A 23,892-nucleotide genomic window follows, 5' to 3' on the forward strand; every position below is an offset into this window, starting at 1 on the left:
AGGAGAACGTATGACGTCAATCCGGCAATCCCTTCATCATAAGAGCAATGACGGGCAACCTCCCTTCTCCCCAAGGGAGCTTCAGGAATGGACCGGACAGATCACGGCCAATCCATACCGCAATTATCTTTATTCTTATCCGCACAAAACCGCTTACCGCGAGTTCGCGGCCCCCATTTCTTTAGAGGAGCTGTGGCGGGACGAGCCTGCGGAGAGTTTTTTCTTATATATGCATATTCCCTTCTGCGGCGCTCGCTGCGGCTTCTGCAACCTGTTCACCCTGCCTGATAAAAGAGCGAATGTCCACGCCGAGTACGTGGATGCGCTGGAACGGCAGGCGAAGCAGTGGGCTGCTTTTACCAGTCACAAGCCTTATGCGCGCTTCGCCATCGGCGGCGGAACGCCAAGCCTGCTGGCTCCCGCGCAGCTGAACCGGCTGTTCGGCATTGCTGCGGATATCATGGGTGTAGACCTCGCGGCCACCTCCATCTCCGTCGAAACCTCACCCGAGACACTGACAGAGGAGAAGCTGTCGATCCTGAAGGAGCATACCGTCGACCGGGTCAGCATGGGGATTCAGAGCTTCGTGGCCGCTGAGTCGGCTGCCATCTACCGGCCGCAGGACCCGGACGTGGTATACCGGGCGCTTGAGCTGCTGGGTAAATATGATTTTCCCATCCTCAATCTGGATCTGATCTACGGGCTTCCGGGCCAAACGGTGGAGTCATGGCTGTATTCGCTGAATCAGGCGCTGCTGCATGAGCCGGAGGAAATCTTCATCTATCCGCTCTACACCCGTGAGCACACAATTGTGAAGCCTGGCGATCTGCTGCGCCAGACTGATATCCGCCATGAATGCTATCAGGCCGCAGGCCAGCTGCTGGCAGAGCACGGCTACCGCCAGTACTCGATGCGCAGGTTCGCCAAGGAGAACGCAGGAACTGCCAAAGATATTCTCGATTACAGCTGCCAGGAGGAAGGCATGGTCGGCCTCGGCTGCGGTGCCCGCTCTTATACCCGGAATGTGCATTATGCCTCCCGCTACGGCGTCAGCCGCAAAGCCACGGAGAGCATCATCGCTGACTATGTAGCAGCCGAACGTTATGATACTGCTGACTACGGGATTGTACTGAGCCTTGCAGAACAGAAACGGCGCTTCATTCTCAAAGCTATCCTGCATAGCGAAGGTCTCACCGTGGCAGATTACAGCCGGAGATTCGGTTCTACGCTATGGGAAGATCATCCAGAGCTGGGTCTGCTGGTGCAGAGCGGGTTCGCCACGGATGAAGAGGGCATCCTGCGGCTTACTCCGGGCGGTCTCGGCTACTCCGATTCCATCGGTGACTGGTTCATCTCCGGCGAGATCAGGGAGCAAATGGAAGGGTTCATCCTGCCATGAAGGCGGTCCTCTACTACCGCGGCTCCCTCTCCTCCTGCAACTATGACTGCCCTTACTGCCCCTTCGGCAAAACAAAAGACAGCGCCGCCACCCTCGCCAAAGACCGTGAGCATCTTACGGCCTTCGTCCGCTGGGTGTCGGAGCAGGGAGCGGCAGGCCACCGGCTGTCTATTTTCTTCAATCCCTACGGGGAAGGACTGACACACCGCTGGTACCGGGACGCGCTAATCACTCTATCCCATCTGGAGCATGTGGACAAAGTCGCCATCCAGACGAATTTGTCGGCCCGGCTTGATTTCACCGCAGAGCTGAATCCGGCCAAAGCCGCCCTCTGGGCGACCTATCATCCCGGTCAGGTGAGTGAGGAACGGTTTCTGGCGCAGTGCATGACTGTATACGGGCAAGGCATTCCTTTCAGCGTGGGCAGTGTAGGTGTTCATGGCGCTTTTCCCGCTATTGCTTCTCTGCGTGCCGCCCTGCCGGAGGATGTCTATCTGTGGGTGAACGCCTACAAGGACAAGCCGGATTATTATACGCCAGAGGATGTAGGCTTCCTTAGCGGGATAGATCCTTATTTCCGGATCAATGCCGTTGACTACGACAGTCTGGGCAAAAGCTGCAATGCAGGCAGCAACGTGTTCTATGTGCAAGGGGCAGGTCTCGTGAAACGCTGCTACAAGGACCGCGCGGTCATCGGTAACCTCTACCGCGACGGCCTTGAGGGTCTAGCCGCGCATCGGAGCTGCCGGATGAAGGTCTGCGACTGCTACATCGGCTATATTCATATGCCGGAGCTCGGCCTGGAGCAGATTTACGGCTCCGGATTGCTGGAGCGGATTCCTTACGGCGCGGGAGAGAGAATCCCAGACGAAATGAGGGAAATGGGTATTCAGCGGTGAGCGGGTTGGGTTGGCGGATTGGATTGGCGGGTTAGGTTGGCAGATTCGATAGAATTGACACGGCGATGAATAGATACCGCTAAGGCAGGGCGAGTTCCAAACACACTTTCTCTTGTATGTGGGGGAATGCAGACGTAGAGAGGCCACGGATAAGTGTATTTCGTACAATTAAAAGCAGGATAAACACCGGATTTGTACGGATAAGTGTATTCTATACAACTAAAAATGGCGGAAGGCGCTCCTTTGGGGAAAGTCAGTCCTTTTAGTTGTATAAAGTGCAGCTATTAGACTGGAAAGACAATAACTGGTGACTTTAGTTGTAGTAAATACAGTTATTGTCGGATGAGGTTCCTGGCTTCGAGCAGAAGTCTGGTTCTATCTCCCAGGCCGCTATTTCGAAAGAGTACCGTTCAATGGATAGAGCAAATGTAGCTACAATATGGCCACAAGGTGGCTACAAGGTGCTTACAATGAAGCGAAAAGTTACGGGAGGACAAAGCAATGACAGCTCAGCTACATGCTCAGACACAAACAGGGGTAACGATATGGCTCACCGGCCTGTCCGGAGCGGGCAAGTCCACGCTTGCCGCTCTGCTCAAGGACCGGCTGCAGGAGCAGGGCCGGGCAGTGGAGTGGCTTGACGGTGATGAACTGCGGCGCACACTGGGCCGGGGCCTCGGCTTCAGCCGCGAGGACCGGTTCGAGAATATCCGCCGGGCGGTCTATATTGCCGGCCTGCTGAACCGGCACGGCGTGGTCACCGTGGTCTCGGTGATCAGCCCTTATGCCGACATGCGCAGCTATGCCCGCCTGGAGCTGCCGGGGTTCGTGGAGGTCTATGTAGACTGCCCGCTCCCCGTCTGTGAAGCGCGGGATGTCAAAGGGCTGTACGCCAAGGCCCGCTCCGGTGAAATCCCGGCCTTCACCGGGATCTCCGATCCTTATGAGGCTCCGGACCGCCCGGAGCTGAGGCTGCTCACGGCAGAGCGTACACCAGAGGAATGCGTGGAGGAAATGATAGACTGGCTTACGGAGAACCGGCTCTATCAGCCGTGGCGCTAGAGTTAGAGTGCGGACATTCTCCTGCTTCGCCTGCACTATGAGCATAATAGAAGGGAGACTTATAGCGTATAGCCATAAGCCTCCCTTCTTATTGATATGAAGCTCCCATTCCTCCAACAAACTAGCCGCGTTGCTCAGGTATCCTCCAACGTTGCTTCCCTCCGTCACATCTTACTCCGCCTCATCCCGCTTTAATCTGCCTTACACTATTTCCGTGATTTGTTACTCTGACGGCGCTGCCAGGTTAGCCCTAGTGCTATCAAGATCACCATCCCCGCACCCGCTCCCACATATAGCAGCCATGGTGCTGTTGCTGAATGATTGTCTACAGGTACTGAAGGTGCATCACCTTCAGCGGTCTCCGGCGGAGCTGTCGGCGACCCGCCGCCGGTACCTGGCCCCAGCTCATTCAGATCTTCCTGCGCGTCAGCATACAGGGCAGTCCGGCTGCACAGGCTCGTAGTCAGCTCACGCTGTTCTTCATTCCCCTTCACTAGGTTTCCATCTGCTTCCGCTCCTCTTGCATAAACCATGTAGCGTTCACCCTCGGCGAACTCAAAGCCGCAGCTGTCTTCGGACTGCGCCGTACTTACGGTCACTTGATTACCCAAATCACCCTTCCAGCGGGCACCTACCTGAAAGGTAACCTGCATGGGATCGGCGCTGGATTGGATAATTCCGGATGGTTTGGCGACCGATATTACGGTGCCTTCAAACACAGCCGCACTGTTTTCCATAGCCTCCAGCGGCGGAGCTGGTATGACACAAGAACAGGCATAGGTAACCTGCGGACGTACGGTCAGTAGTGTCATGAAGACAAGCAGGGCACACAGGAACATGAGCAGGACGCCCCGGATTCTTTTTATCGCAATCATCATAATCACTCTCCTTATTCACCAGACGAAATTTCCAGAGAAAGGTTACTCTATAAACCATAAAATCCCATGCCAGCAAAAAGGCACGCGGGTATAATAGGACAGTCAGCGTAATAACAGCTACTTGATAACGCCTGCGTCACTGGCATGTGATAGCAAGCTGCGACCAGACAGCTACGTGATAACGGCTGCGTCATGAGCATGTGCTACCAGATATGCCTGACGGATATATGATAGCAGCTGGCTCATCATGTCTGCAGGCTAAACCCCAAGGCTTACCCGCGTCTGCTTTCTGCATCTACTTTCTGCATCTGCTTTCTGCATCTGCTTTCTGCATCTACTTTCTGCATCTACTTTCTGCATCTACTTTCTGCATCTAATTTCTGCATCTGCTTTCTGCATCTAATTTCTGCATCTACTTTCTGCATCTGTTCTTCGTATTTACTCTCTAAATTCACTCTCTATGTCCACCCTCCGCCTCGATCTCCCGCGCAATTGCGGTCAGCTGCCGCATCCCTTCACGAAGCAGCGCTTCGCTGGCGAAGGAGTAGCTGAGGCGAAGCCAGGACTTCATCTCGCCCAGCGGATCACAGATTTCACCGGGAACGAAGGAGATGGACTGCTCCATACAGCGTACAAACAGCACATCTACGGACACTGTGTCCGGCAGCTTCACCCACAGGTTCAGACCGCCCTGCGGCGCTGTCCATTCCCAGCCGGCGGCAGCGAGCTCCTCCTCCATGATCTCCTTATGCACCTGAAGCGCGATCCGCAGCTTGCCAAGATGCTGCTGCAGGCGCGGCGAGGTGTAGTAGTGGAGGAAGATCTTCTGATTCAGCAGCGGCGTCCCGTTGTCCGCCAGCGACTTGGCGGCAATCAGCCGCTCCATGAACGGATAACGGCAGGCTACTGCGCAGATCCGCAGCCCGGGGGCTACATACTTGCTGAAGCTGCTGATGTAGATGACCCAGCCTTCGGTATCATAGGCAAAAAACGGCGCCGGCGGCTCCTCCTCAAAGTGCATATCACGGAACGGATCATCCTCCACCAGCAGACAACGGTAGCGCTCCGCCAGCTCAACGAGCAGCTTGCGCTGCTTAGCAGGCACTGTATAACCCGTCGGATTATGGTGCGTCGGGTTAATATAGAACATCCGCGGCTTATGCCTGCGCATCAGTTCCTCGACCGCCGCCAGATCATACCCCTGCGGCGAGATCTCCACGGGAACCAGCCGCGCGCCTGCCCGGCGGAAAATATCCAGCGCCACACTATACGTCGGGCGCTCCACCAGCACGGCATCCATCGGGCCGAGCATGATTCCGGCGATCAGATTGATCGCCTGCTGCGCGCCCGAGGTAATCAGCAGCTCACTGGCTGATAACTGCAGCCGGTACCGGTCATGGAAATGGCTGCTCAGCGTTGCGCGCAGCTCCTCATCCCCCTGCACGGTGGAATAGGTACCCATGACCTTCGGGTAGAGGTCGAATACTTTTTTGACATAATCGGACAGGAACAGGTTGGGCAGCAGACCCGGATCAATCAGCGCCTGAGAGAACTGGTAAGTGACCGGCTTCCGCTGAATATCGGACATCGGACTCTTGACCGTATACCCCAGCACTGCTGCTCCTTCTTCCACTGAGTTGGCCATCCGGCTGCCCGGCGATACATAATAACCGGATTTGTCTTTGACATACAGCATACCGTTCTCCGCAAGTGCCCGGTAAGCCTTAAATACCGTCAGCCGGTGGACACCCAGCTCATCCGCCAGCAGCCGGATCGACGGCAGCTTGTCATGGGCCGTCCACTCCCCACGCTCGATCCGGTTCTGCATGAACTCGTAGACCTGGCGGAACAACGGGTTGCTTTGCTCAATACCTACTGACTTCTTCATATACCCCGCCCTCTCCACAATTACTCGCAACAGCTCCGCTTCCTACAGCTCACAGCCCACAGCCCGCTGTTCACTCGCTCACGCTTCCGCTAACTTCCCTTTGCCCTATTGTACAGCATTCCGCCCGGCAACTGTTCTGTGTTCTGCAATCTGTTCTGCGCCTATGAGGATATGATTAACAGAATACTTTAGGAGATTGCCACATTACCACCACAAAGGGGCACGGAAACATGATTATGTTAGCTTATTCACTGGTCTGTCTGATCTTCGGCACAACCTTTCTCGCGATCAAAATCGGCGTAGACGCCGGAGCGCCGCCGTTCTTCTCTGCGGGACTTCGTTTTTTCACGGCAGGGGCGGTGCTGTTCCTGTTCATGGTAGTGAAAGGCAAAGCCAGCTTCTCCCTGCTGCTGCGCAAGGAAATGCTCTTTACCGGAGCGACGCTGACCTTCGGCACCTTCGCCGCACTTTACTGGGCCGAGCAATATGTATCCTCCGGACTCGCGGCCGTATTATCGGCAACCGGGCCGATGATGATTCTGCTGATGCAGATGGCTTTTCTCCGGCAAAAGGCTCCCGGCTACTCGCTGTTCGGCTGTATCATCGGCTTCACCGGCGTACTGCTGCTTGTGCTCCCCAGCCTTGCGGCTGATGTCACTCCGCTCTGGCTGATCGGCTGTGTTGTCGTCCTGATCGGAGAAATCTGCTATGCGGCAGGGGCGATCTACTCCAAAAAAGTAACCACCACCTTCTCCGGAGTATCCCCTGTGGCACTGAACGCGGCCCAGATGATGTACGGCGGAGCACTGCTGTTCATCATCTCGCTGTTTACCGAGCCGCTGCATCCCGCCTTCCTGTTGTCGTTCAAAACCGCAGGCTCCCTGCTCTACCTGACCGTTGTCGGCTCCATGGTTGGTCATACCCTGTTCTACTGGCTCGTCTCCAAGACGAATCCCGTCTTTCCGTCGACCTGGCTGTATATCTCTCCGCCGATTGCCGTCGGGGTGGGCTTCCTGTTCTATAACGAAGCGGTAACGTGGGTAACGCTGCTTGGTGTATTCACCATTATCGCTGGCACCGTCCTTGTGAATGCGGGCGCGCTGAAGCAGCTGATTTTCAAACAAAAACCGGCAATACCCGTACTTCAAAAAACAAGCATTGAAGCTCTTCCGCAGGATTAATTAATCCTGCCCCTGGTTAGCAAAAACAGCCTGGACCCTTACAAAGGGCTCCGGGCTGTTCTGTTATTTTCACCCTATGGCTCAAGCACGCTGGGGGATAACGCTACTCCTCAGAGCTGAAAAACAAATTCAGCGGCAATTCCTCATCGCTCTCAAAACTGTTCGATATCCTGTAGGTGATATACAGCTTGTTCTCACCCTCGCCATATGTCCACGATTCTCGGATAAAGCCTATTGACGGCATGAGCGGAAGCGCCATCCGGTCAATCGTCTGAACCGATTGCTCGACTTTGTCAGCCTCTTCATCATCCGCAGGCTTGTAATGTTCCAGAAAAGCACGCACTAGCTCTCTTGCATCCTCATAACCGCTTTCTGATCTGGGAAAGACCGTCCCAATCCGGTAACCGATAATTGTATCATTTGTAACATCTGCCGTAATCTGCTGGATGAACTCCATTTGATTGACGGTCAGGACATCATCCTGCATGATTGTACCCAAATTCGGATCATATTCCCCCACAGCATCGGTAACCCCCAGAACGGCAAGCCCGTCTTCGAGCGGCTGGTTGAACACAGCCCTGTGCTCTTCCACCTGTGTGAACAATTCTGCGTACTTCGGGGTGTCCTTGCTGCATCCGGCAGATAACAACGTTAGGATGACTATCCCGCAAATGAGAACGAAGCTTGATTTCCTCAAATGAATACACCTCCTTGCCTGATCAAACCTTACCATACATGTGAGGAAAGAGCATTAAATAAATACCATATATTAGAATATTTTCTTTTCCCTTAACGTAAATCTGATTAAGCTACCTATTTTTTCAGAAAATTATTATATATGACGTACTATATATTGCATTTATGATCATTATTGCGTATTATATAAGCAAGTTAGGGGATTTAATTCCAAATAGGACGTCTGAATGAAGAGGGGGAATCGGCGCACGGTGCTCCTTTTCTGCCAAGGGAGTGCCTGTATCTATAACGTAAACCGGAAAGTGGAGGAAAACTGTGATCGAACTGACAACCCGGCAATTGCAAATTATTGAGATTGTGAAAAAAAGAGCGCCGATTACCGGAGACCAAATCGCGGAAAGCCTGGGCCTGAGCCGGCCGACCATCCGGGGGGACTTGTCCATCCTGGTTATGCTCGAATATGTCGATGCGAAGCCGAAGGTCGGTTATTTCCCCGGTACCAAAGCCGCAGCGCGCCATAACAGCCGGGGGCTGCTGCAGGATACCAAGGTTAGCGATATCCAGAGCATCCCGGTCATTATCCGCGAGAATACAACGATTCAGGACGCCGTAGTTACACTGTTTCTTCAGGATGTCGGTACGCTGATCATCTGCGATAGCGACGGCAAGCTGACCGGTGTCGCCTCGCGCAAGGACTTCCTGAAGGTCACGCTCGGTAACCCCGGAGCGGTAACCATGCCTGTGAGCATGGTCATGACCCGCCAGCCCAAGGTAGTAACAGTTTCGCCCGATGACACGGTGCTTGACGCCGCGCAGCGCATGATATACCACGAGGTAGACAGTCTGCCGGTAGTTGTTCCCGGCAGCGGGGAAGGGTCCGGCTCAGGTCTGGACGTAGTAGGGCGGCTCACGAAGACTTCCATCGTGAAGCTTCTCCTCGAGCTTGAAGCCAAAGGATAACGGAGGAATCGATAGAGCATGGAGCCATCCACCCATTACATTACGATATGCTCGGATTCTATTGGAGATACGGCGGAAGCTGTCGTGCAGGCCGTCATTCACCAATTTCAGAATCAGCGTGTCACGATCAGAAGATACGGCAATGTCAGACATGAAGATGAACTGCGCAAATTAATGGAAGAGACCGCCCAGCTTCAGGGTTTCGTAGCTTATACCCTGGTCCAGCCGGAGCTGCGGGAGATGATCCGCGAGGAGGCGGTCCGCCTCGATCTGCGGATTGTGGATATTATGGGCCCGATGATGCAGGCGTTCATCGATACCTTCGATGATGCTCCGGAGGCCCGGCCCGGACTGCTGCATCAGCTGGACGAGGAATATTTCAGCCGGATCGAGGCGATTGAATTCACCGTCGCCTGTGATGACGGACGTGATCTCGGGGCCATGCTGAAGGCGGATATTGTTCTGCTCGGCATGTCCCGCACCTCGAAGACACCGCTCAGCATCTTTCTGGCCCACCGCGGCAAGAAGGTGGTGAATTATCCGGTCGTCCCGGAGGTCGGTCCGCCGCAGCAGCTGCTGAGCCTGCCGCCGAACCGGATCATCGGTCTGACCATGAAGCCGGAGTACATGCTGAAGATCCGCTCTGAGCGGCTGAAGATGCTGGGCTTGCCTACCGGCTCGCAATATGCCAGCCTCGAACGCATTACAGAAGAGATGGAATATGCGGCAACACTGTTCGCCAAGCTGGGCTGCCCGGTCATTGATATTACGGATAAGGCGATTGAAGAAACCGCCGGCATCATTATGGGTTATATCTAATCTAACTATACTGGAGGGAATCATTATGGAACGCGAATTGGCACTGGAAATTGTACGGGTCACTGAATTGGGTGCTTTATCCTCAGCACGCTGGATTGGCCGGGGCGACAAGAATGCGGCAGATGATGCTGCCACAACCGCAATCCGTTCCATGTTCGATTCTGTCTCCATTGACGGAACCGTGGTGATCGGCGAAGGCGAGATGGATGAGGCGCCGATGCTCTATATCGGAGAACGTGTCGGTAACCGGAACGGCCCTTCCGTCGATGTAGCGGTAGATCCGCTGGAAGGGACCGAGGTCGTCGCCTGCGGACTGCATAATGCACAGTCGGTGATTGCAATTGCTGACAAGGGCAGCCTGCTGCATGCACCGGATATCTATATGGAGAAGCTGGCCTGCGGACCGGAGCTGGCCGGTAAGCTAAGCCTGGACGATCCGGCCGAAGTAACGCTGCGCAAAGCCGGCATGATCACCGGCAAAGCGCTCTCCGAGCTGACGGTGATGGTGCTGGACCGCAAGCGGCATGAAGGCTTGATCAGCATCCTGCGTGAAGCAGGCGTGCGCATCAAGCTGATCAATCACGGCGATGTCGCCGGGGCAATAGCCGCTGCGCTGCCGGACAGCGATGTAGATCTGTACATGGGCTCCGGCGGAGCACCGGAAGGTGTACTCGCCGCCGCCGCACTGCGCTGCCTGGGCGGAGAGCTTCAGGGCAGGCTGCTGCCCGAAGGCCCCTTCGAGATGCAGCGCTGCCTGCAGATGGGTCTGGACAATCCGGCACGGGTGCTGTCCATGGAGGATATGGTCGGCACCGGCGATGTCATCTTCGCCGCCACCGGGGTAACCTCCGGCGAGTTCCTCAGCGGCGTCCGCTTCATCGGCAAGGAACGCGCCGAGACCCATTCGGTGATCATGCGGGCGCAGAGCCGTACGATCCGCTACATCCGCAGCATTCATTTCCTGCCGGGCAAGGACATCCCGGAGGTCATTCCGGCCAGAGCCAATGCGGCCTTTATGTAGGCACAGGGGCAGCGGATAATTGTATTTCGTACAGTTAAAACAAGGTATACGCCCAGATTTATTACGCTAAGTGTATTCTGTACAGCTAAAATAGCATGAGGTGAGCCTTTTGAGAGAAACTGGTCAATATAATTGTATAAAGTGCAACTAAAGCACTTCCCGGGCAATTATCAGTGATTTTAGTTGCAGAAAATACAGTTAAAGCCTCGCCGGATTGGGCCCTTTGCTTCAAGCTGAATTTCATTCTGATCCGAAGATTACCGGTTCAATGAATATACAAAAGGGTTTCCGTGAAGTCCGGCTGGACTTCGCGGAAACCCTTTTATTTTCTCGCTGAAACAGTTCCATGATTAAAGTGACGGCAAGGTCGTTCCCACTAGCTTTAGCCTTAATGACAAATCCCGTCATCTAGCCTGTCAGAATGTTATAACGTCACTGCTATTTAACGGCTGCGGCTGTGGTCTCTCAGCAGCTCGTCACTGCCGTCCACCTTCACATCTCCGCTCTTGTCGACCCGTGCTTCCTCGCGTCTGACCGTATCCTGTACCTGCTCGGTTCCCTGAATCTCACGTTTGTGAATTTCGACTTCACCGGTAACGACCGTATTCTTACGGACCTCCACCTGCTCCTCGCTCACCGGGATTCGGATCGTTTCATCCGCGCCAACCGGCTCTGCTGTTGTGTCGTTATTGACGGCACGCCGCTCAATGACAATCTCTTCATGGGTAACCGGGACATTGATCGTTTTCTGCTCTTCGATGATTTCCTTGTGTACGTTGACCTCACCGGTCTGCACCTTGTTCTTGGATACATCCAGCTGTTCTTCACGCAAACGCAGCTTGCGGTCTTCATCCGGATCATTGAACCCGCCAGTTCGTGTACTATCCAGCGTCCCGTCTATGCCATTAGGCGTACCGGAATATACATCTCCCGTCATTCCCGGCCGGTTCACATCATCCAGTGCTCTTGTCCCCGGGAGATCATGCTCCGTTGCCGAATTCATCGTATCCAGCCCTGTATCGTCCCTGCCTTCAAGACCCGAGCCGTTGAACGCGGCATCCACGGTATCTGTGACCGAATGACGTGCGGTATCCGCAGCATCGCCGGTTGTATTAGGATCATCCATATAACGGTCTGCGTTCGCAGAATTATGGTTGCGGAAAATGGAGTATACATCACTTGCCCGCGTGTTATCTGCATCAACCATGACCAGAATGCGTCCTTCATCCACATAGTTGTCGTAACTCTCCGCTTCATCCTCGGGAATACCCAGCCCGATCAGACCGCCCACAAGCCCGCCTGTTCCTGCACCCACGGCTACTCCCGTCAATGTCGCGGCAATCGGTCCGGCAGCAATAATCGGCCCGATCCCTGGTATCGCCAGTGCGCCGATGCCTGCCAGCAGCCCGGTGACACCGCCGAGTATACCGCCTGTTGCTGCACCGGATGCCATGCCTTCAGGCGCCTTGGTTCCTGTCTCATCACTGATCGCTTCAACATCCCGTTTGTTTCTCGCTATCACTGAGATATCCTCTGTCAGAAACCCGTGACTCTTCAGGTCTTCAATGGCCCGTGAAGCTTCATGCTCGGTATAGAATACACCTACAATTTTCTTGTTCATAACGATTCCCTCCTGGTAGCTTATTTTGTGAATAAGGTTAGTCTCACTTTAACTTTCACATCCCTTACTTAACCAAACAGGCATCCGCGAAACTGATATTTTATAAACTTGTAAACGTAACCTCAAAATTATTTATGAAACAGGAAATAATCCGGGAAATAATTTCCAAGCGGATTTCCTCCTGCATTCCGGACACATTTTACTCATATTCCCCGTTTCGGAGTCAGCATAGATAACACTTAATTATCCGCCTCATGGCATTTATTAAGCCTTTTAGAACAATGGTCTCAACCGCATTACAGCACCGCCAAAAGAGGCTATACTCCTCATAAGACAGGTCAGCCACTCAGATATCTTTTAGGGGGAACCGCGATGAATATGCGTTTGAAGGTGCTCAAGAAACATTTACTTTTCTGCTGCAGCGAACACTGCAATAACCAGGATGTTGAAGAGGTCATGCAGGAATTCAAAGAGCAGATGGTGGAACACGGGATTAACAAAACGGTCAAAATCAACAAAACCAGCTGCCTCGGCCTATGCGGCAACGGGCCTTTTGTCATCGTGTATCCTGACGGAATCTGGTACTACAATGTAACCACCGATGATGTGGCGCGCATTGTGGAGGAGCATCTGGTGAACGGGGTGCCCGTGGAAGAGCTCGTTATGCTCAAAATGGAAGCCTGACACTGCCGAAGCTCCGGCATCTGTGTTATGAAATATGTACGTATGGTCCCTCTCCCCTTCAGCGGAGCCGGGACTTTTTGCGGTTGATCTGCCTTGGGGTCCCCGCAAAGTACCTGAGTAATCATCGAAGCCAGAGCCCCACTTTGTGGGGTTATTTTGCGGTTGATCAGCCTTGGGGAAACTGATGTATAATGGGGAATATACACTTTTTAGGCAAAGAACACTCCCTATACAGGAAAGAGGCTGAAGCATGGCCATATTCAAATATAATTCCCATCGTCCGCACCGCACCAGTCCCGATCTACATCTCCATTATTGGGGACAGGAGCAATGCGCACCCGGCCATTCCGTCGGACCCGGGGTCCGTGATTTGTACAAAATCCACTTCATTCACGAAGGCACCGGCAAAGTTATTGTCGGGGAAGCGAGCCACACGCTGGGGGCAGGACAAGCCTTCCTCACCTATCCCCATGTTGTGACGCATTATGCCGCAGACCAGGACAGTCCCTGGACCTATTCATGGATTGCTTTTACCGGAGAAGAAGCCGGATATCTGTTGTCGCGGACTTCGCTGTCGCCGGAGCAGCCGGTGTTCCCGATGGATCAAGAGCTGATGCCCTCTCTATTCGGGAGGCTGTCTGAAGCCGCCGATTGCCAGGATGTGCTGGATCTGCCGCTCAAGGTAATCCTCTATGAGTTCTTATCCCTGCTGCTGCGCACGGTTCCGGCCACTGCAAACCTGGTGATTCCGCGTCAAAAGAGTGTCTATGTCGAGCAATGCCTCCACTACCTGCATGCCCATTACTGTGAGAATGTCACCGTGGAGAGCATGTCCGCTTCTCTGATGCTGGACCGCAAGTACCTCTCCACATTGTTCAAACGGACGATCGGTCTGCCGCCGCAGCAGTATCTGCTTAATTTCCGGATTGCCAAGGCCTGCGAGTTGCTGACCGAGACCAGCTGTACCATCGGCGAGATCTCGCATTCTGTCGGGTATCAGGACGCACTGCTCTTTTCCCGTATGTTCAAAAAGGTTAAAGGCTGCTCCCCCAAAGAATACCGCATCCGCCACACCGATACTGACATTGTTCTATAAACATCATCCATGCTGACATACGATTATCCGCACGGATTCGGTACAATAAGAACGTGGCCCGGCCGGAGAAGCAAACGCTAACATTCCCCGGATAGGGAGCGCCAGTTTGTACACATTAATCACAGAACACACTAACCAACAAATTGTAGGAGGAATAATATGTATATCGCTAGTCCTGAACGCTATGACACTATGAAATATAACCGCACCGGCCGCAGCGGCCTGCTGCTCCCGGCGATTTCGCTTGGACTCTGGCATAATTTCGGCGGCAACGATGTGTTCGAGAACGGCCGGGCCATGGTCCGCCGCGCTTTCGACCTGGGAATTACCCACTTCGATCTCGCCAATAACTACGGTCCGCCCGCAGGCTCCGCCGAAGAGAGCTTCGGACAGATTCTGAAGAAGGATCTCGCCGCGTACCGCGATGAGCTGATCATCTCCAGCAAAGCCGGCTACTATATGTGGCCCGGCCCGTACGGCGAATGGGGCTCCAAGAAGAATCTCGTATCCAGTCTGGATCAGAGCCTGAAGCGGCTGGGCCTGGATTATGTGGATATCTACTATCACCACCGTCCAGATCCGAATACACCGCTCGAAGAAACCATGTCTGCACTGGATCTGCTAGTACGCCAGGGCAAAGCGCTGTATGTCGGTATTTCGAACTACAAGCCTGAAGAAGCGCGTGAAGCCGCGCAGATTCTCCGCCGTCTCGGCACTCCCTGCCTGATTCATCAGCCGAACTATTCAATGATGTCACGCTGGATCGAAGACGGGCTGCAGGATGTGCTGGCTGAAGAAGGTATCGGCACTATCGCTTTCTCACCGCTGCAAAAGGGTATCCTGACCGACCGTTACCTGAAAGGCATTACCGCGGATTCCCGCGCAGCCGGACCAAGCGTGTTCCTCTCCGAGAAGGAAATCACGGCCGAGGTGATCGCCAAGGTAAGCAAGCTGAACGATATTGCCGCTGCCCGCGGACAGAAGATGTCCCAGCTCGCCTTATCCTGGGTACTCCGCGGCGGCAAAGTGACCTCCGCGCTGATCGGCGCGAGCAAAGTCAGCCAGATCGAAGATGCTGTAGCTTCCCTGAATGCGCCTGAGCTGAGTGCAGAAGAGCTGGAGCAGATCGAGAACATTCTGCGCGGATAATCCGGCGCCTGAAAGGCTGAAAGACAACATTTACGCTTACTTATAACGGCAATCCTGCCCGCCCGGCTGACAGCCAGCGGCGGCGGGATTGCCGTTTTGGCGTATCAGGATGATATAATAGACACAATTACAGTAACGAAAGGACGTCAGGTCAGATGAACACTAACCGTTTGGGACAATCTGATTTATATGTAAGCGCCATGGGCCTCGGCTGTATGACGCTGGGGACGGATGAGGTGAAGGCCGCTGCTATTATTCACGAAGCGCTTGATCACGGAATCAATTTCCTGGATACCGCCGATCTCTACGATGAAGGCCGCAATGAGGAAATCGTCGGCCAGGCGATCCGGCACCGCCGTGCAGATGTAATTCTGGCCACCAAAGTGGGCAACCGCAGAATTCCCGGCCAAGAGGGCTGGAGCTGGGATGCTTCCAAAAGCTATATCCGCTCGGCTGTGAAAGAGAGTCTGCGCAGGCTGCAGACCGATTATATCGATCTGTATCAGCTGCACGGGGGAACGCTGGAAGATGAGATTGACGAGACTATCGAAGCTTTTGAAGAGCTGAAGCAGGAAGGGGTAATCCGTCATTACGGGATTTCCTCCATCCGGCCGAATGTCATCCGGGAATATGTGCAGCGCTCGGGAATAGTCAGTGTGATGGGCCAGTACAGCATTCTCGACAGACGCCCGGAGGAGAGCATCCTTCCGCTGCTGGCCCGGGAGGGTATCAGCCTGATTGCGCGGGGACCGCTGGCCAGCGGCATCCTGACAGAACATGGCCGCAGCAAGGCGGAGCGGGCATATCTGGACTATACTGCTGCGGAGCTGTCAGAGCTGCACGGCCAGCTGATGCAGCAGACTACCCTCACCCGTACCTTGACGCAGACAGCGCTGCAGTATCCGCTGGCTGATCCTGCCGTTGCCGCAATTATTCCGGGGGCGAGCAGCCTTGCACAGCTGCGGCAAAATATTGCATCCGCTACCTCACCGCCACTCTCAGCCCTTGAGCTAGAGGCTGTCCGTAAGGTGAGCAAGGCAGGACGGTATACACTGCACTTGTAGAGTTGAATGTTTCCAAAACCAAAGAAGCTGCCTTTGAAGCTGCAGGAAATCTGCAGTCATTGGACAGCTTCTTTTTCATACATCCGGGGAACAAGTTTGAATTACAGCGATAAATCCGGTTAACCGTGCTTTCTCTTCTTAACGATCCATATAATCACCGAAGCGGCAAATACCAGGGCAGTAATGAGCCATGTCAGCAAAAAAGCCATACCCAGCCCAATATTCGCATCGAGCGCGTCTCTTCTGCTCTCCAGCACCAGCATCACCGCGAGCGGAGCCCCGCTGGCAATCAGCAGAACCGTCATACTGTAACGGGCAAAGTTCGTCCGTTTGTGAATGGCAGCATACAAGCTTATGAAACCAGCAACCAGAAGTACAAATGTCAGTAAAGCTTCCCAGGTTAGTCTGTCCATCAAATCACACCTTCCATCTTCAAGCTAGCGCTCTATGAATCGCTGGGATAACAGCCAGTATAGCTGCTTTGGGAAGCAGACGCAAATCGTGCGAAGTTTCAATTCCAAACAAAACACCGCCTGGTGTCTACACCATAGGCGGTCTGAATATTGAGATCAATGAAACTATAGTTTGGAGATCAATGGTACCGCTTCAGCCCGCGTAGCCTTCTGCAGCGGATTAAATTTGTTGCCGCCTTGTCCCAGGATCAGCCCAAGCTTCTGGGCAGCACTGGCATATGGCCGTGCCCAGGCAGCGATGGAACAATTCCTTCATCCGCCAAAAAACGTTGTGATATATACCATCGCCAGCAGGCCGAATATAAACGAATAGGTTGAAGGCCGCTCATATCCATGGCCGTGGCTCTCCGGGATCAGCTCCTTATAGACAATGAAGAGCATCGCTCCGGCCGCGAAGGCCAGCCCGTAACCGACCACATTCTGCACATAGCTGGCTGTAAAATATCCGATGACCGCCGATACCATCTCCATCAGGCCGGTCAGGGCAGCAATAGTCAATGCCTTGCGCCGGGTCGCACGGGCATTCATCAGAAATATTGCCAGGATCAGGCCTTCGGGCATATTCTGGGCACCGATCGCAATAGCTACCATGGGCCCCAGGCTCGCCTGCTCACTGGCATAGCTGAAGCCGGTACTCAGCCCCTCGGGAATATTATGAATGAACAGCGCGATCATCACGAGCAGCGCTTTGGAATCCAGATTGCTGAGACCGGGCTTGTTCTCCACATCAATATGCGGAATATGGCTCTCGATCAGATCAAGCAGAAGCACCCCGGTAATCAGACCCAGAGTAAGAGCGATGATTCCCGACTCTTTGATCGCCTGCGGCATCAGTCCGAAGGTGGTCGCGGACACCATAATACCGGCGGTAAAGGCCACCAGCACATCCTTCCACAGCTCAGACAGCCGCTTCACGAACAGGATGGGAATCACGCCAAGAACCGTAGCCATTGCAGATAAAAAGCTGCCTAGAAACGCACTCGCCAAGTCTTCAACCCCTTTTGTGGACAGGACTTATAGACAAGCTTATGCTTCCGGCAGCCTTAAATATAACCAGGCTTCCATTATTTTCTTTCTATGTAGATTGAACTGGTGGCGCCCCAACGAGAGTTCAATTGGATTTTGTACAACAGATCAGCCCTAGATATGCTTAAAAAATTGAATCTATTGTACTCTGTACAGCAGATTCCAGTAGAAAGGGTGTTATGGAGCCGGACTCCAGCAATCAATTGTCTGAAATACATTAGAATCTGATGGTGATGAATGACATGAATTACTCCAGCCTCGCCCACTTCTCAAACAACCGGTCTACCCGTCCTCCGATGGCTGCCTCGGATAATGCCTTGATCTTTCCTTGTTCAAAAACCACCTTCCCGCCCACGACTACTGTCTGGATCGCTCCCGGCTGCATGGCATAGACCATGTTCGCGAACAATTCCCGCTTCGGAGCCAGCGACAGATCCTGAAGGTCGAGCGCCGCGAAGTCGGCGTGCTGCCCGGTTTCGAGCGAACCCACCGGCAGCCGCAGAATCTCCCCGGCACTCCGGGTGCCCATCCGGTACACCTGTCCGGCGGTGATGCAGGTACCGTCCAGTCGGCTGACCTTCTGCAGAAGCGCACACATGCGCATCTCCTCATACACGCTGATCCGGTTATTGCTGCAGCCTCCGTCAGTCCCGAGTGTCACTCTGACGCCTGCCTTCAGCAGGTCTGGAATGCGTGTCACCCCGTCAGCCAGAAACATATTGCTGGACGGACAGTATGCCAAGGACCCGCGTCTTGCGCCAATCAGCTCAATCTCGGAATCCTCCAGCCAGACCAGATGAACCGCAATCATCCGCTCGTCGAGAACGCCCAGGGAATCCAGATAATGCACAGGCCGCAGGCCATAGTCACGCCGGATCTCTTCTACCTCGAACATTTCTTCCGCCACATGGATATGAAAAGGCGTATCCAGCTCCATAGCCAGCTTATGCCCGGCCCTAATCATCTCTGGTGAAGCCGCATGCGGGCTATGCGGAGCCGGATGTACCGTAACCATGGGATTGCCCTGATACTTCTTGGCTAATGACCGCGTCCGCTCTACAGCCTCCGGAACCGTCTCCCGGTAAGCAAGTGGTGCCCCGGTCCAGTCATACATCGTGCGGGCAAATACAAGCCGGATTCCCAGATCACCCGCGGCCCGGATCACAGCTTCATCGTAGACAGTTCCGCCGTTATGCACATAGAAGAAATCACAGACGGTCGTGATTCCGTAGCGCAGCATCTCTCCGAAGGCAAGCAGCGCGCCGGTATAGATGGCCTCTTCATCGAGAAGCGGTGTGTACTTGTACAGGGCCTGATCCCGCCAATCCAGAAACGGTTTATCAATCGCGATCCCGCGCAGCAGACTCTGGAAGGAGTGATTATGTGAATTGACGGTACCGGGGACGATAGCTCTGCCCTCCCAGTGGATGTGCCTGGCATCGGGATAGCGATCCCTCAGCTCTTCACGTTCTCCCACATCCGTAATTATCCCGTTCTCCACCAGCAGAGCGCCATTCTTCTTGAATTCGTCCTGCGTGTACAGAACATCTGCTGAATATATTTCGCGCATGTTTTGGTCCTCCTAACGGCTTAGTTGCTCATCGAGTGCCAGAATAGACTGCAGCAGGATATTGCCCGCCTTCTCAATATCCGCTATCCGGCTCTCTTCCTCCGGGCAATGGCTTTTGCCGCCCAGGCTCGGTACGAAGAGCATTCCTGCGCGGGTCAGCGAAGCCATATGCGTAGCATCATGACCAGCCATGCTGCCCAGCTGCAGAACCGGAATCCCCAGCGCCTCTGCCTGTGCAGCACTCGCACCCATGATCAGCGCATCCATCGGCTGCGGTGACTGATCCAGAATCAGCCGCCGCTCCAGCCGGAGGCCTCTGCTTCGGGCAATATCCTCACCCTGCTGGCTCCAGTCCTCTATCATGTCCTGAATCTGCTGGCGGTCCGCTCCCCTGGCCTCCAGATGGAAGAGTACCTTCTCCGGAATAATATTGGCGGCATTCGGTTCATTGCTGATCCGCCCGATCGTGCCCACGGCTTCATCCGCCGGATGCTTCCGGCAGACCGCTTCGAACGCCAGCATCATCTCAGAAGCGCCCATCAGCGCATCCTTCCGGTCCTGCATCAAGGTGGTACCGGCATGATTCGCTTCTCCCGTGACGGTAATCTCCTCGCGGTAAATTCCCGTGATGGCGGTGACGATTCCCACTGGAATGCCCCGGTCCAGCAGACGCTTACCTTGCTCAATATGGACTTCGAGAAAAGCCGCAAGCGCCTTGGGTTCCCTCCGGCATTGTTCGAAATGCTCAGGATCGCCGCCTGCCCGCCGCAGCGCCTCCGTCAGCAGCTGCCCCTGATCATTGCGCACTCCGGCAAGATCATCCTGTTCGAGCTTGCCCGAGACCGCCCGGCTGCCGAACGTGGATAGTCCGAACGGATTGGGTTCTTCCGCACTGAAGGAAACCAGCTCCAGCGGATGCCGGGTGCTGATCTTGTTCTCTTCCAGTACATTCATGACCTCCAGAGCCAGCAGAACCCCAAGCGCACCGTCATATTTACCGCCGTTTGGAACCGTATCGATGTGGGAGCCGAACGCGATCACCGGAAGGCTCTCCCGTGCTCTGCCGGCAGCTGCGGAATTTCCTAACTGATCTGAAATCCTCTGCCCATCCGGAACTCCTGAAACCTCTAAGTCTTCCGAAACCTCTGTACATTCCATAACATCCGAATCTCCGGATATAGTCCCCTGTCCCGCGCCCCTTCGGGTGGCCCAGATATTCGCCGCTTCATCTACCCTGACCCTAAGCTGCAGATCCAGCAGCTTACTCTTGAGCCACTGCCGGGCGGCCAGCTCGGCCTCAGTGAAGGTCGTCCGGTCCAGCCCTCCGGTCTGCTCATTCAGGCCGAACATAGCCAGCTCCCGGATGTTATTCTGCAGACGTTCCGCATTAATCCGCAAGGCTCTCATCACCATACCCTCCGTCCGTTCTGAATGACTACCTCACCCTTCTTGAACACGGTATCCACCAGATTCACTGCATAATGGTACTGGAGGTAGAGAACATTCGGCGCATCGAACATTACCATATCTGCCTGTTTGCCAACCTCAATACTGCCGATCACATCCGCACGGCAGATCGCATGTGCCGCGTTGATTGTACAGGCTGTCAGCACCTCCGCCGGAGTCATGCCCATCGTCAGGCAGGCCAGATTCATAATAAACGGCAGCGATTCCGTCGGGGAGGAGCCGGGATTGCGGTCGGTCGACAGCGCAACAGGCACACCGGCATTAATCATCGCCCGCGCATCCGCAGGCTTCGCCATTAGGAAGAAGGCTGTACCCGGAAGCAATACGGCGATTACTCCGCTCTCCGCCATCGCCTGTATGCCAGCTTCGGAAGCATGCAGCAGATGATCCGCTGTCACTGCCCCCAGCTCGGCGGCCAGCTCCGCTCCTCCGCAGGAGACAATCTCATCGGCATGGAGCTTGGGCTTCAGCCCCCAGCTCCGGCCTGCCTCCAGAATGTCCCTGGACTGCTCCACCGTGAATACTCCCTCTTCGCAGAACACATCACAGAACTCCGCCAGCCCCTCCCGGGCCACAGCCGGAATCATCTCTTCAATCACGCAGCGGACATATCCATCCGCATCGCCGCGATATTCCACCGGCACGGCATGGGCGCCCATGAATGTGGACACCACATCCACCGGATGGGAAGCATCCAGCCTCCGGGCCGCCCGCAGCTGCTTCAGCTCATCCTCCAGCCGCAATCCGTATCCGCTCTTGGCTTCGATGGTCGTTACCCCATGCGCCAGGAAACGGTCCAGCCTCTTCACGGTTTCGGCGATCAGCTGTTCCTCCGTAGCTTCCCGGGTCCGTTCGGTGGAATACAGAATTCCACCTCCGGCATTTAGAATGTCCATATATTTAGCGCCCTGCAGCCGCAGATTCAGCTCAAACTCCCGGGAGCCGGCAAAAACGGCATGGGTATGGGGATCGACCAGCCCCGGCGTAACGGTCTTCCCTTCCGCTGAGAACACCGTCACCTGTTTATCTCCGGCATGCTGCTCCACATAGCTGCGCGCATCCTCATCACTGCCGACGAAGGTGAAGATACCGTCTTCAATCACGATTCCCCCGTGCCCGATTAGCCCGAGCTCCTCCATCTCCTTGCCCGTCTTCGGCTTATTGCCGGCACCGCCAAGCGTCGCGATCTGCGCAGCGTTCTGAATATAGATCATCACTTGACTCCTTTCGGGTCAATCAGCATGGGCATCACAATGCCTTGATCCTTGGCTGTCTCCACAGCCAGGGGATAACCCGCATCCGCATGGCGGACTACGCCCATCCCCGGATCTGAGGTCAGCACCCGTTCAAGCCGTGCTTCCGCTTCCTTCGTTCCATCCGCCACCACGACCATTCCGGCATGCTGCGAATAGCCCATGCCGACGCCTCCGCCGTGGTGCAGCGATACCCAACTGGCGCCTGCAGCGGTATTGACCAGCGCATTCAGCAGCGGCCAATCCGATACCGCATCACTGCCGTCACGCATCACTTCCGTCTCCCGGTTGGGGGAAGCGACAGAGCCTGCATCGAGATGATCCCTGCCGATAACAATCGGCGCAGACAGCTCTCCGGCTGCCACCATATCATTGATAATCCGCCCGAACTTCGCCCGTTCACCGTAGCCGAGCCAGCAAATCCGTGCAGGCAGCCCCTGGAAGGAAATCTTCTCCTGCGCCAGCATAATCCAGCGCTTCAGCCCTTCGTTACCTGGAAATGCCTTTAGAATAGCCGCATCCGTCTTATGGATGTCTTCTGGATCGCCCGACAGGGCGACCCAGCGGAACGGTCCTTTGCCTTCGCAGAATTGCGGGCGGATATAGGCCGGGACGAAGCCCGGGAAGTCAAAAGCCTGCTTCACGCCTTCATCATAAGCGACCTGGCGGATATTATTGCCGTAGTCGAAGGTAACCGCCCCCCTCCGCTTAAGCTCCAGCATCGCTTCGACGTGGCGGGCGATACTCTTTCGCGCCAATTGTATATATCCCTGCGGGTCTTCAATTCTTAGCTGCTTAGCCGTATCCACCGTGAAGCCTTCCGGCACATAGCCGTTCAGCGGATCATGGGCCGAGGTCTGGTCGGTCAGAATATCCGGGACAAATCCCCGGGATATCATCACCGGCAATACCTCTGCCGCATTGCCGAGCACGCCCACCGAAAGCGCCCGCCCGGTGTCCCGGGCTGCTTCAGCCAGCGACAGCGCCTCATCCAGCGTTTCGGCCAGCACATCGCAGTAGCGGGACTGGATTCTTTTCTCAATCCGCGTCCGGTCCACATCGATGCCGATGAATACCCCGCCGTTCATGGTGACGGCCAGCGGCTGCGCGCCTCCCATGCCGCCGAGTCCCGCGCTAAGTGTGATCTTCCCCTGAAGTGAACCGCCGAAATGCTGCCTCGCACACTCCGCGAACGTCTCATATGTCCCCTGCACAATTCCCTGCGTACCGATATAAATCCAGCTGCCCGCCGTCATCTGCCCGTACATCATCAGCCCTTTCTGGTCCAGCTCATGGAAGGTACTCCAGTTGGCCCAGGCCGGCACCAGATTGGAATTGGCCAGCAGCACGCGCGGGGCATCACGATGGGTGCGGAAGACGGCAACCGGCTTGCCGGACTGTATCAGCAGAGTTTCGTTGTCCTCGAGCATCTTAAGGGAGCGCACAATAGCATCATAGCTCTCCCAGTTGCGCGCGGCCTTGCCGATGCCTCCATAGACAACCAATTGCTCCGGGTGCTCCGCCACCTCGGGATCGAGATTGTTCATCAGCATGCGCAGCGCCGCTTCCTGCACCCAGCCCTTGGTGTTCAGCCCGCTGCCTCTTGGCGCGCGGCAGACTCTTGGTTCGTCCATACTCATATTCTTAACTCCCCTTCCTCCATTGAACATGCTGATCATGCCGGGA

22 protein-coding genes are annotated in these 23,892 nt (G+C 55.0%); 11 read left to right on the forward strand and 11 right to left on the reverse strand.

Going from position 1 to position 23,892, the window contains the following annotated elements; all coding sequences use genetic code 11:
* The first annotated feature begins 10 nt into the window (after positions 1 to 10).
* The 3 genes from NSQ73_RS26860 (at position 11) to cysC (ending at position 3,360) form a co-directional block, all read left to right on the forward strand.
* Positions 11 to 1,399, forward strand: a complete 1,389-nt coding sequence (locus NSQ73_RS26860; protein ID WP_340988951.1) for an STM4012 family radical SAM protein — start codon at positions 11 to 13, stop codon at positions 1,397 to 1,399.
* Entirely contained in the window at positions 1,396 to 2,298 is a 903-nt protein-coding gene (locus NSQ73_RS26865; RefSeq protein WP_340988953.1) for an STM4011 family radical SAM protein, read from the forward strand. The genes NSQ73_RS26860 and NSQ73_RS26865 overlap by 4 nt, the downstream gene beginning before the upstream one ends.
* A gap of 501 nt (positions 2,299 to 2,799) precedes the next feature.
* The gene (cysC, locus tag NSQ73_RS26870) at positions 2,800 to 3,360 is read left to right on the forward strand and encodes an adenylyl-sulfate kinase (protein WP_076242303.1); all 561 of its coding nucleotides are present in this window, start codon (positions 2,800 to 2,802) and stop codon (positions 3,358 to 3,360) included.
* Positions 3,361 to 3,566: 206 nt separating this feature from the next.
* On the opposite strand, the gene NSQ73_RS26875 is transcribed toward cysC, so the two are convergent.
* Together NSQ73_RS26875 and NSQ73_RS26880 are read right to left on the reverse strand one after the other, a co-directional pair.
* Positions 3,567 to 4,238 carry a hypothetical protein gene (locus tag NSQ73_RS26875; RefSeq protein WP_340988956.1) on the reverse strand — a complete coding sequence of 224 codons (672 nt, stop codon included), beginning with the start codon at positions 4,236 to 4,238 and terminating at the stop codon, positions 3,567 to 3,569.
* Positions 4,239 to 4,689: 451 nt separating this feature from the next.
* Complete coding sequence (locus NSQ73_RS26880; RefSeq protein WP_340988957.1) at positions 4,690 to 6,126, reverse strand: aminotransferase-like domain-containing protein; 1,437 nt, start codon at positions 6,124 to 6,126, stop codon at positions 4,690 to 4,692.
* A 230-nt stretch (positions 6,127 to 6,356) separates the two neighbouring features.
* Here NSQ73_RS26880 and NSQ73_RS26885 point away from each other — a divergent pair, with 230 nt between their 5' ends.
* The gene (locus NSQ73_RS26885; RefSeq protein WP_340988958.1) at positions 6,357 to 7,307 is read left to right on the forward strand and encodes a DMT family transporter; all 951 of its coding nucleotides are present in this window, start codon (positions 6,357 to 6,359) and stop codon (positions 7,305 to 7,307) included.
* A gap of 103 nt (positions 7,308 to 7,410) precedes the next feature.
* Here NSQ73_RS26885 and NSQ73_RS26890 read toward each other — a convergent pair whose 3' ends face one another.
* Positions 7,411 to 8,004: a hypothetical protein gene (locus tag NSQ73_RS26890; RefSeq protein ID WP_340988959.1), complete on the reverse strand. Its 594-nt coding sequence runs from the start codon at positions 8,002 to 8,004 to the stop codon at positions 7,411 to 7,413.
* Between the two features lie 314 nt (positions 8,005 to 8,318).
* Here NSQ73_RS26890 and NSQ73_RS26895 point away from each other — a divergent pair, with 314 nt between their 5' ends.
* From NSQ73_RS26895 to glpX, 3 genes are read left to right on the forward strand one after another with little or no spacing between them, the layout of a single operon-like run.
* Complete coding sequence (locus tag NSQ73_RS26895; RefSeq protein WP_340947771.1) at positions 8,319 to 8,963, forward strand: helix-turn-helix transcriptional regulator; 645 nt, start codon at positions 8,319 to 8,321, stop codon at positions 8,961 to 8,963.
* An 18-nt stretch (positions 8,964 to 8,981) separates the two neighbouring features.
* On the forward strand, positions 8,982 to 9,782 hold the full coding sequence (locus NSQ73_RS26900; protein ID WP_039302045.1) for a pyruvate, water dikinase regulatory protein: 801 nt from the start codon (positions 8,982 to 8,984) through the stop codon (positions 9,780 to 9,782).
* 25 nt (positions 9,783 to 9,807) lie between these two features.
* Positions 9,808 to 10,803 carry a class II fructose-bisphosphatase gene (gene glpX / locus NSQ73_RS26905; protein WP_340947772.1) on the forward strand — a complete coding sequence of 332 codons (996 nt, stop codon included), beginning with the start codon at positions 9,808 to 9,810 and terminating at the stop codon, positions 10,801 to 10,803.
* A 442-nt stretch (positions 10,804 to 11,245) separates the two neighbouring features.
* Here the strand turns inward: glpX and NSQ73_RS35015 are convergent, their stop codons facing one another.
* Positions 11,246 to 12,424 carry a YsnF/AvaK domain-containing protein gene (locus tag NSQ73_RS35015; protein WP_445669634.1) on the reverse strand — a complete coding sequence of 393 codons (1,179 nt, stop codon included), beginning with the start codon at positions 12,422 to 12,424 and terminating at the stop codon, positions 11,246 to 11,248.
* Between the two features lie 372 nt (positions 12,425 to 12,796).
* Here NSQ73_RS35015 and NSQ73_RS26920 point away from each other — a divergent pair, with 372 nt between their 5' ends.
* The 4 genes from NSQ73_RS26920 to NSQ73_RS26935 all read left to right on the forward strand — a co-directional run bounded on the left by NSQ73_RS26920 (position 12,797) and on the right by NSQ73_RS26935 (position 16,417).
* On the forward strand, positions 12,797 to 13,108 hold the full coding sequence (locus NSQ73_RS26920) for a (2Fe-2S) ferredoxin domain-containing protein (RefSeq protein WP_042134087.1): 312 nt from the start codon (positions 12,797 to 12,799) through the stop codon (positions 13,106 to 13,108).
* Between the two features lie 250 nt (positions 13,109 to 13,358).
* The gene (locus tag NSQ73_RS26925; RefSeq protein WP_340988960.1) at positions 13,359 to 14,204 is read left to right on the forward strand and encodes an AraC family transcriptional regulator; all 846 of its coding nucleotides are present in this window, start codon (positions 13,359 to 13,361) and stop codon (positions 14,202 to 14,204) included.
* Positions 14,205 to 14,363: 159 nt separating this feature from the next.
* The gene (locus NSQ73_RS26930) at positions 14,364 to 15,353 is read left to right on the forward strand and encodes an aldo/keto reductase (RefSeq protein WP_039302057.1); all 990 of its coding nucleotides are present in this window, start codon (positions 14,364 to 14,366) and stop codon (positions 15,351 to 15,353) included.
* Positions 15,354 to 15,508: 155 nt separating this feature from the next.
* Entirely contained in the window at positions 15,509 to 16,417 is a 909-nt protein-coding gene (locus NSQ73_RS26935) for an aldo/keto reductase (RefSeq protein ID WP_340988962.1), read from the forward strand.
* A 119-nt stretch (positions 16,418 to 16,536) separates the two neighbouring features.
* Here the strand turns inward: NSQ73_RS26935 and NSQ73_RS26940 are convergent, their stop codons facing one another.
* From NSQ73_RS26940 to hutU, 7 genes are all read right to left on the reverse strand, one after another.
* A complete protein-coding gene (locus NSQ73_RS26940; RefSeq protein ID WP_042134081.1) occupies positions 16,537 to 16,830 on the reverse strand; it encodes a hypothetical protein in 294 nt (97 codons plus the stop codon).
* Positions 16,831 to 16,995: 165 nt separating this feature from the next.
* Positions 16,996 to 17,130 carry an S-layer homology domain-containing protein gene (locus NSQ73_RS35020; protein ID WP_445669685.1) on the reverse strand — a complete coding sequence of 45 codons (135 nt, stop codon included), beginning with the start codon at positions 17,128 to 17,130 and terminating at the stop codon, positions 16,996 to 16,998.
* Between the two features lie 12 nt (positions 17,131 to 17,142).
* The gene (locus NSQ73_RS26945) at positions 17,143 to 17,877 is read right to left on the reverse strand and encodes a ZIP family metal transporter (protein WP_081969841.1); all 735 of its coding nucleotides are present in this window, start codon (positions 17,875 to 17,877) and stop codon (positions 17,143 to 17,145) included.
* A gap of 286 nt (positions 17,878 to 18,163) precedes the next feature.
* Complete coding sequence (locus tag NSQ73_RS26950) at positions 18,164 to 19,486, reverse strand: amidohydrolase family protein (RefSeq protein WP_340988963.1); 1,323 nt, start codon at positions 19,484 to 19,486, stop codon at positions 18,164 to 18,166.
* 12 nt (positions 19,487 to 19,498) lie between these two features.
* A complete protein-coding gene (locus NSQ73_RS26955) occupies positions 19,499 to 20,893 on the reverse strand; it encodes a Zn-dependent hydrolase (RefSeq protein ID WP_340988965.1) in 1,395 nt (464 codons plus the stop codon).
* Positions 20,893 to 22,167, reverse strand: coding sequence for an imidazolonepropionase (hutI, locus tag NSQ73_RS26960; RefSeq protein WP_340988967.1), 1,275 nt, complete (start codon positions 22,165 to 22,167; stop codon positions 20,893 to 20,895). Before hutI ends, NSQ73_RS26955 begins: the two co-directional genes overlap by 1 nt.
* Complete coding sequence (hutU, locus tag NSQ73_RS26965; protein WP_340988970.1) at positions 22,167 to 23,846, reverse strand: urocanate hydratase; 1,680 nt, start codon at positions 23,844 to 23,846, stop codon at positions 22,167 to 22,169. Before hutU ends, hutI begins: the two co-directional genes overlap by 1 nt.
* Positions 23,847 to 23,892 lie beyond the last annotated feature (46 nt).

Source organism: Paenibacillus sp. FSL R10-2736 (genome assembly GCF_038000245.1).
Lineage (GTDB): Bacteria > Bacillota > Bacilli > Paenibacillales > Paenibacillaceae > Paenibacillus_AQ > Paenibacillus_AQ phytohabitans.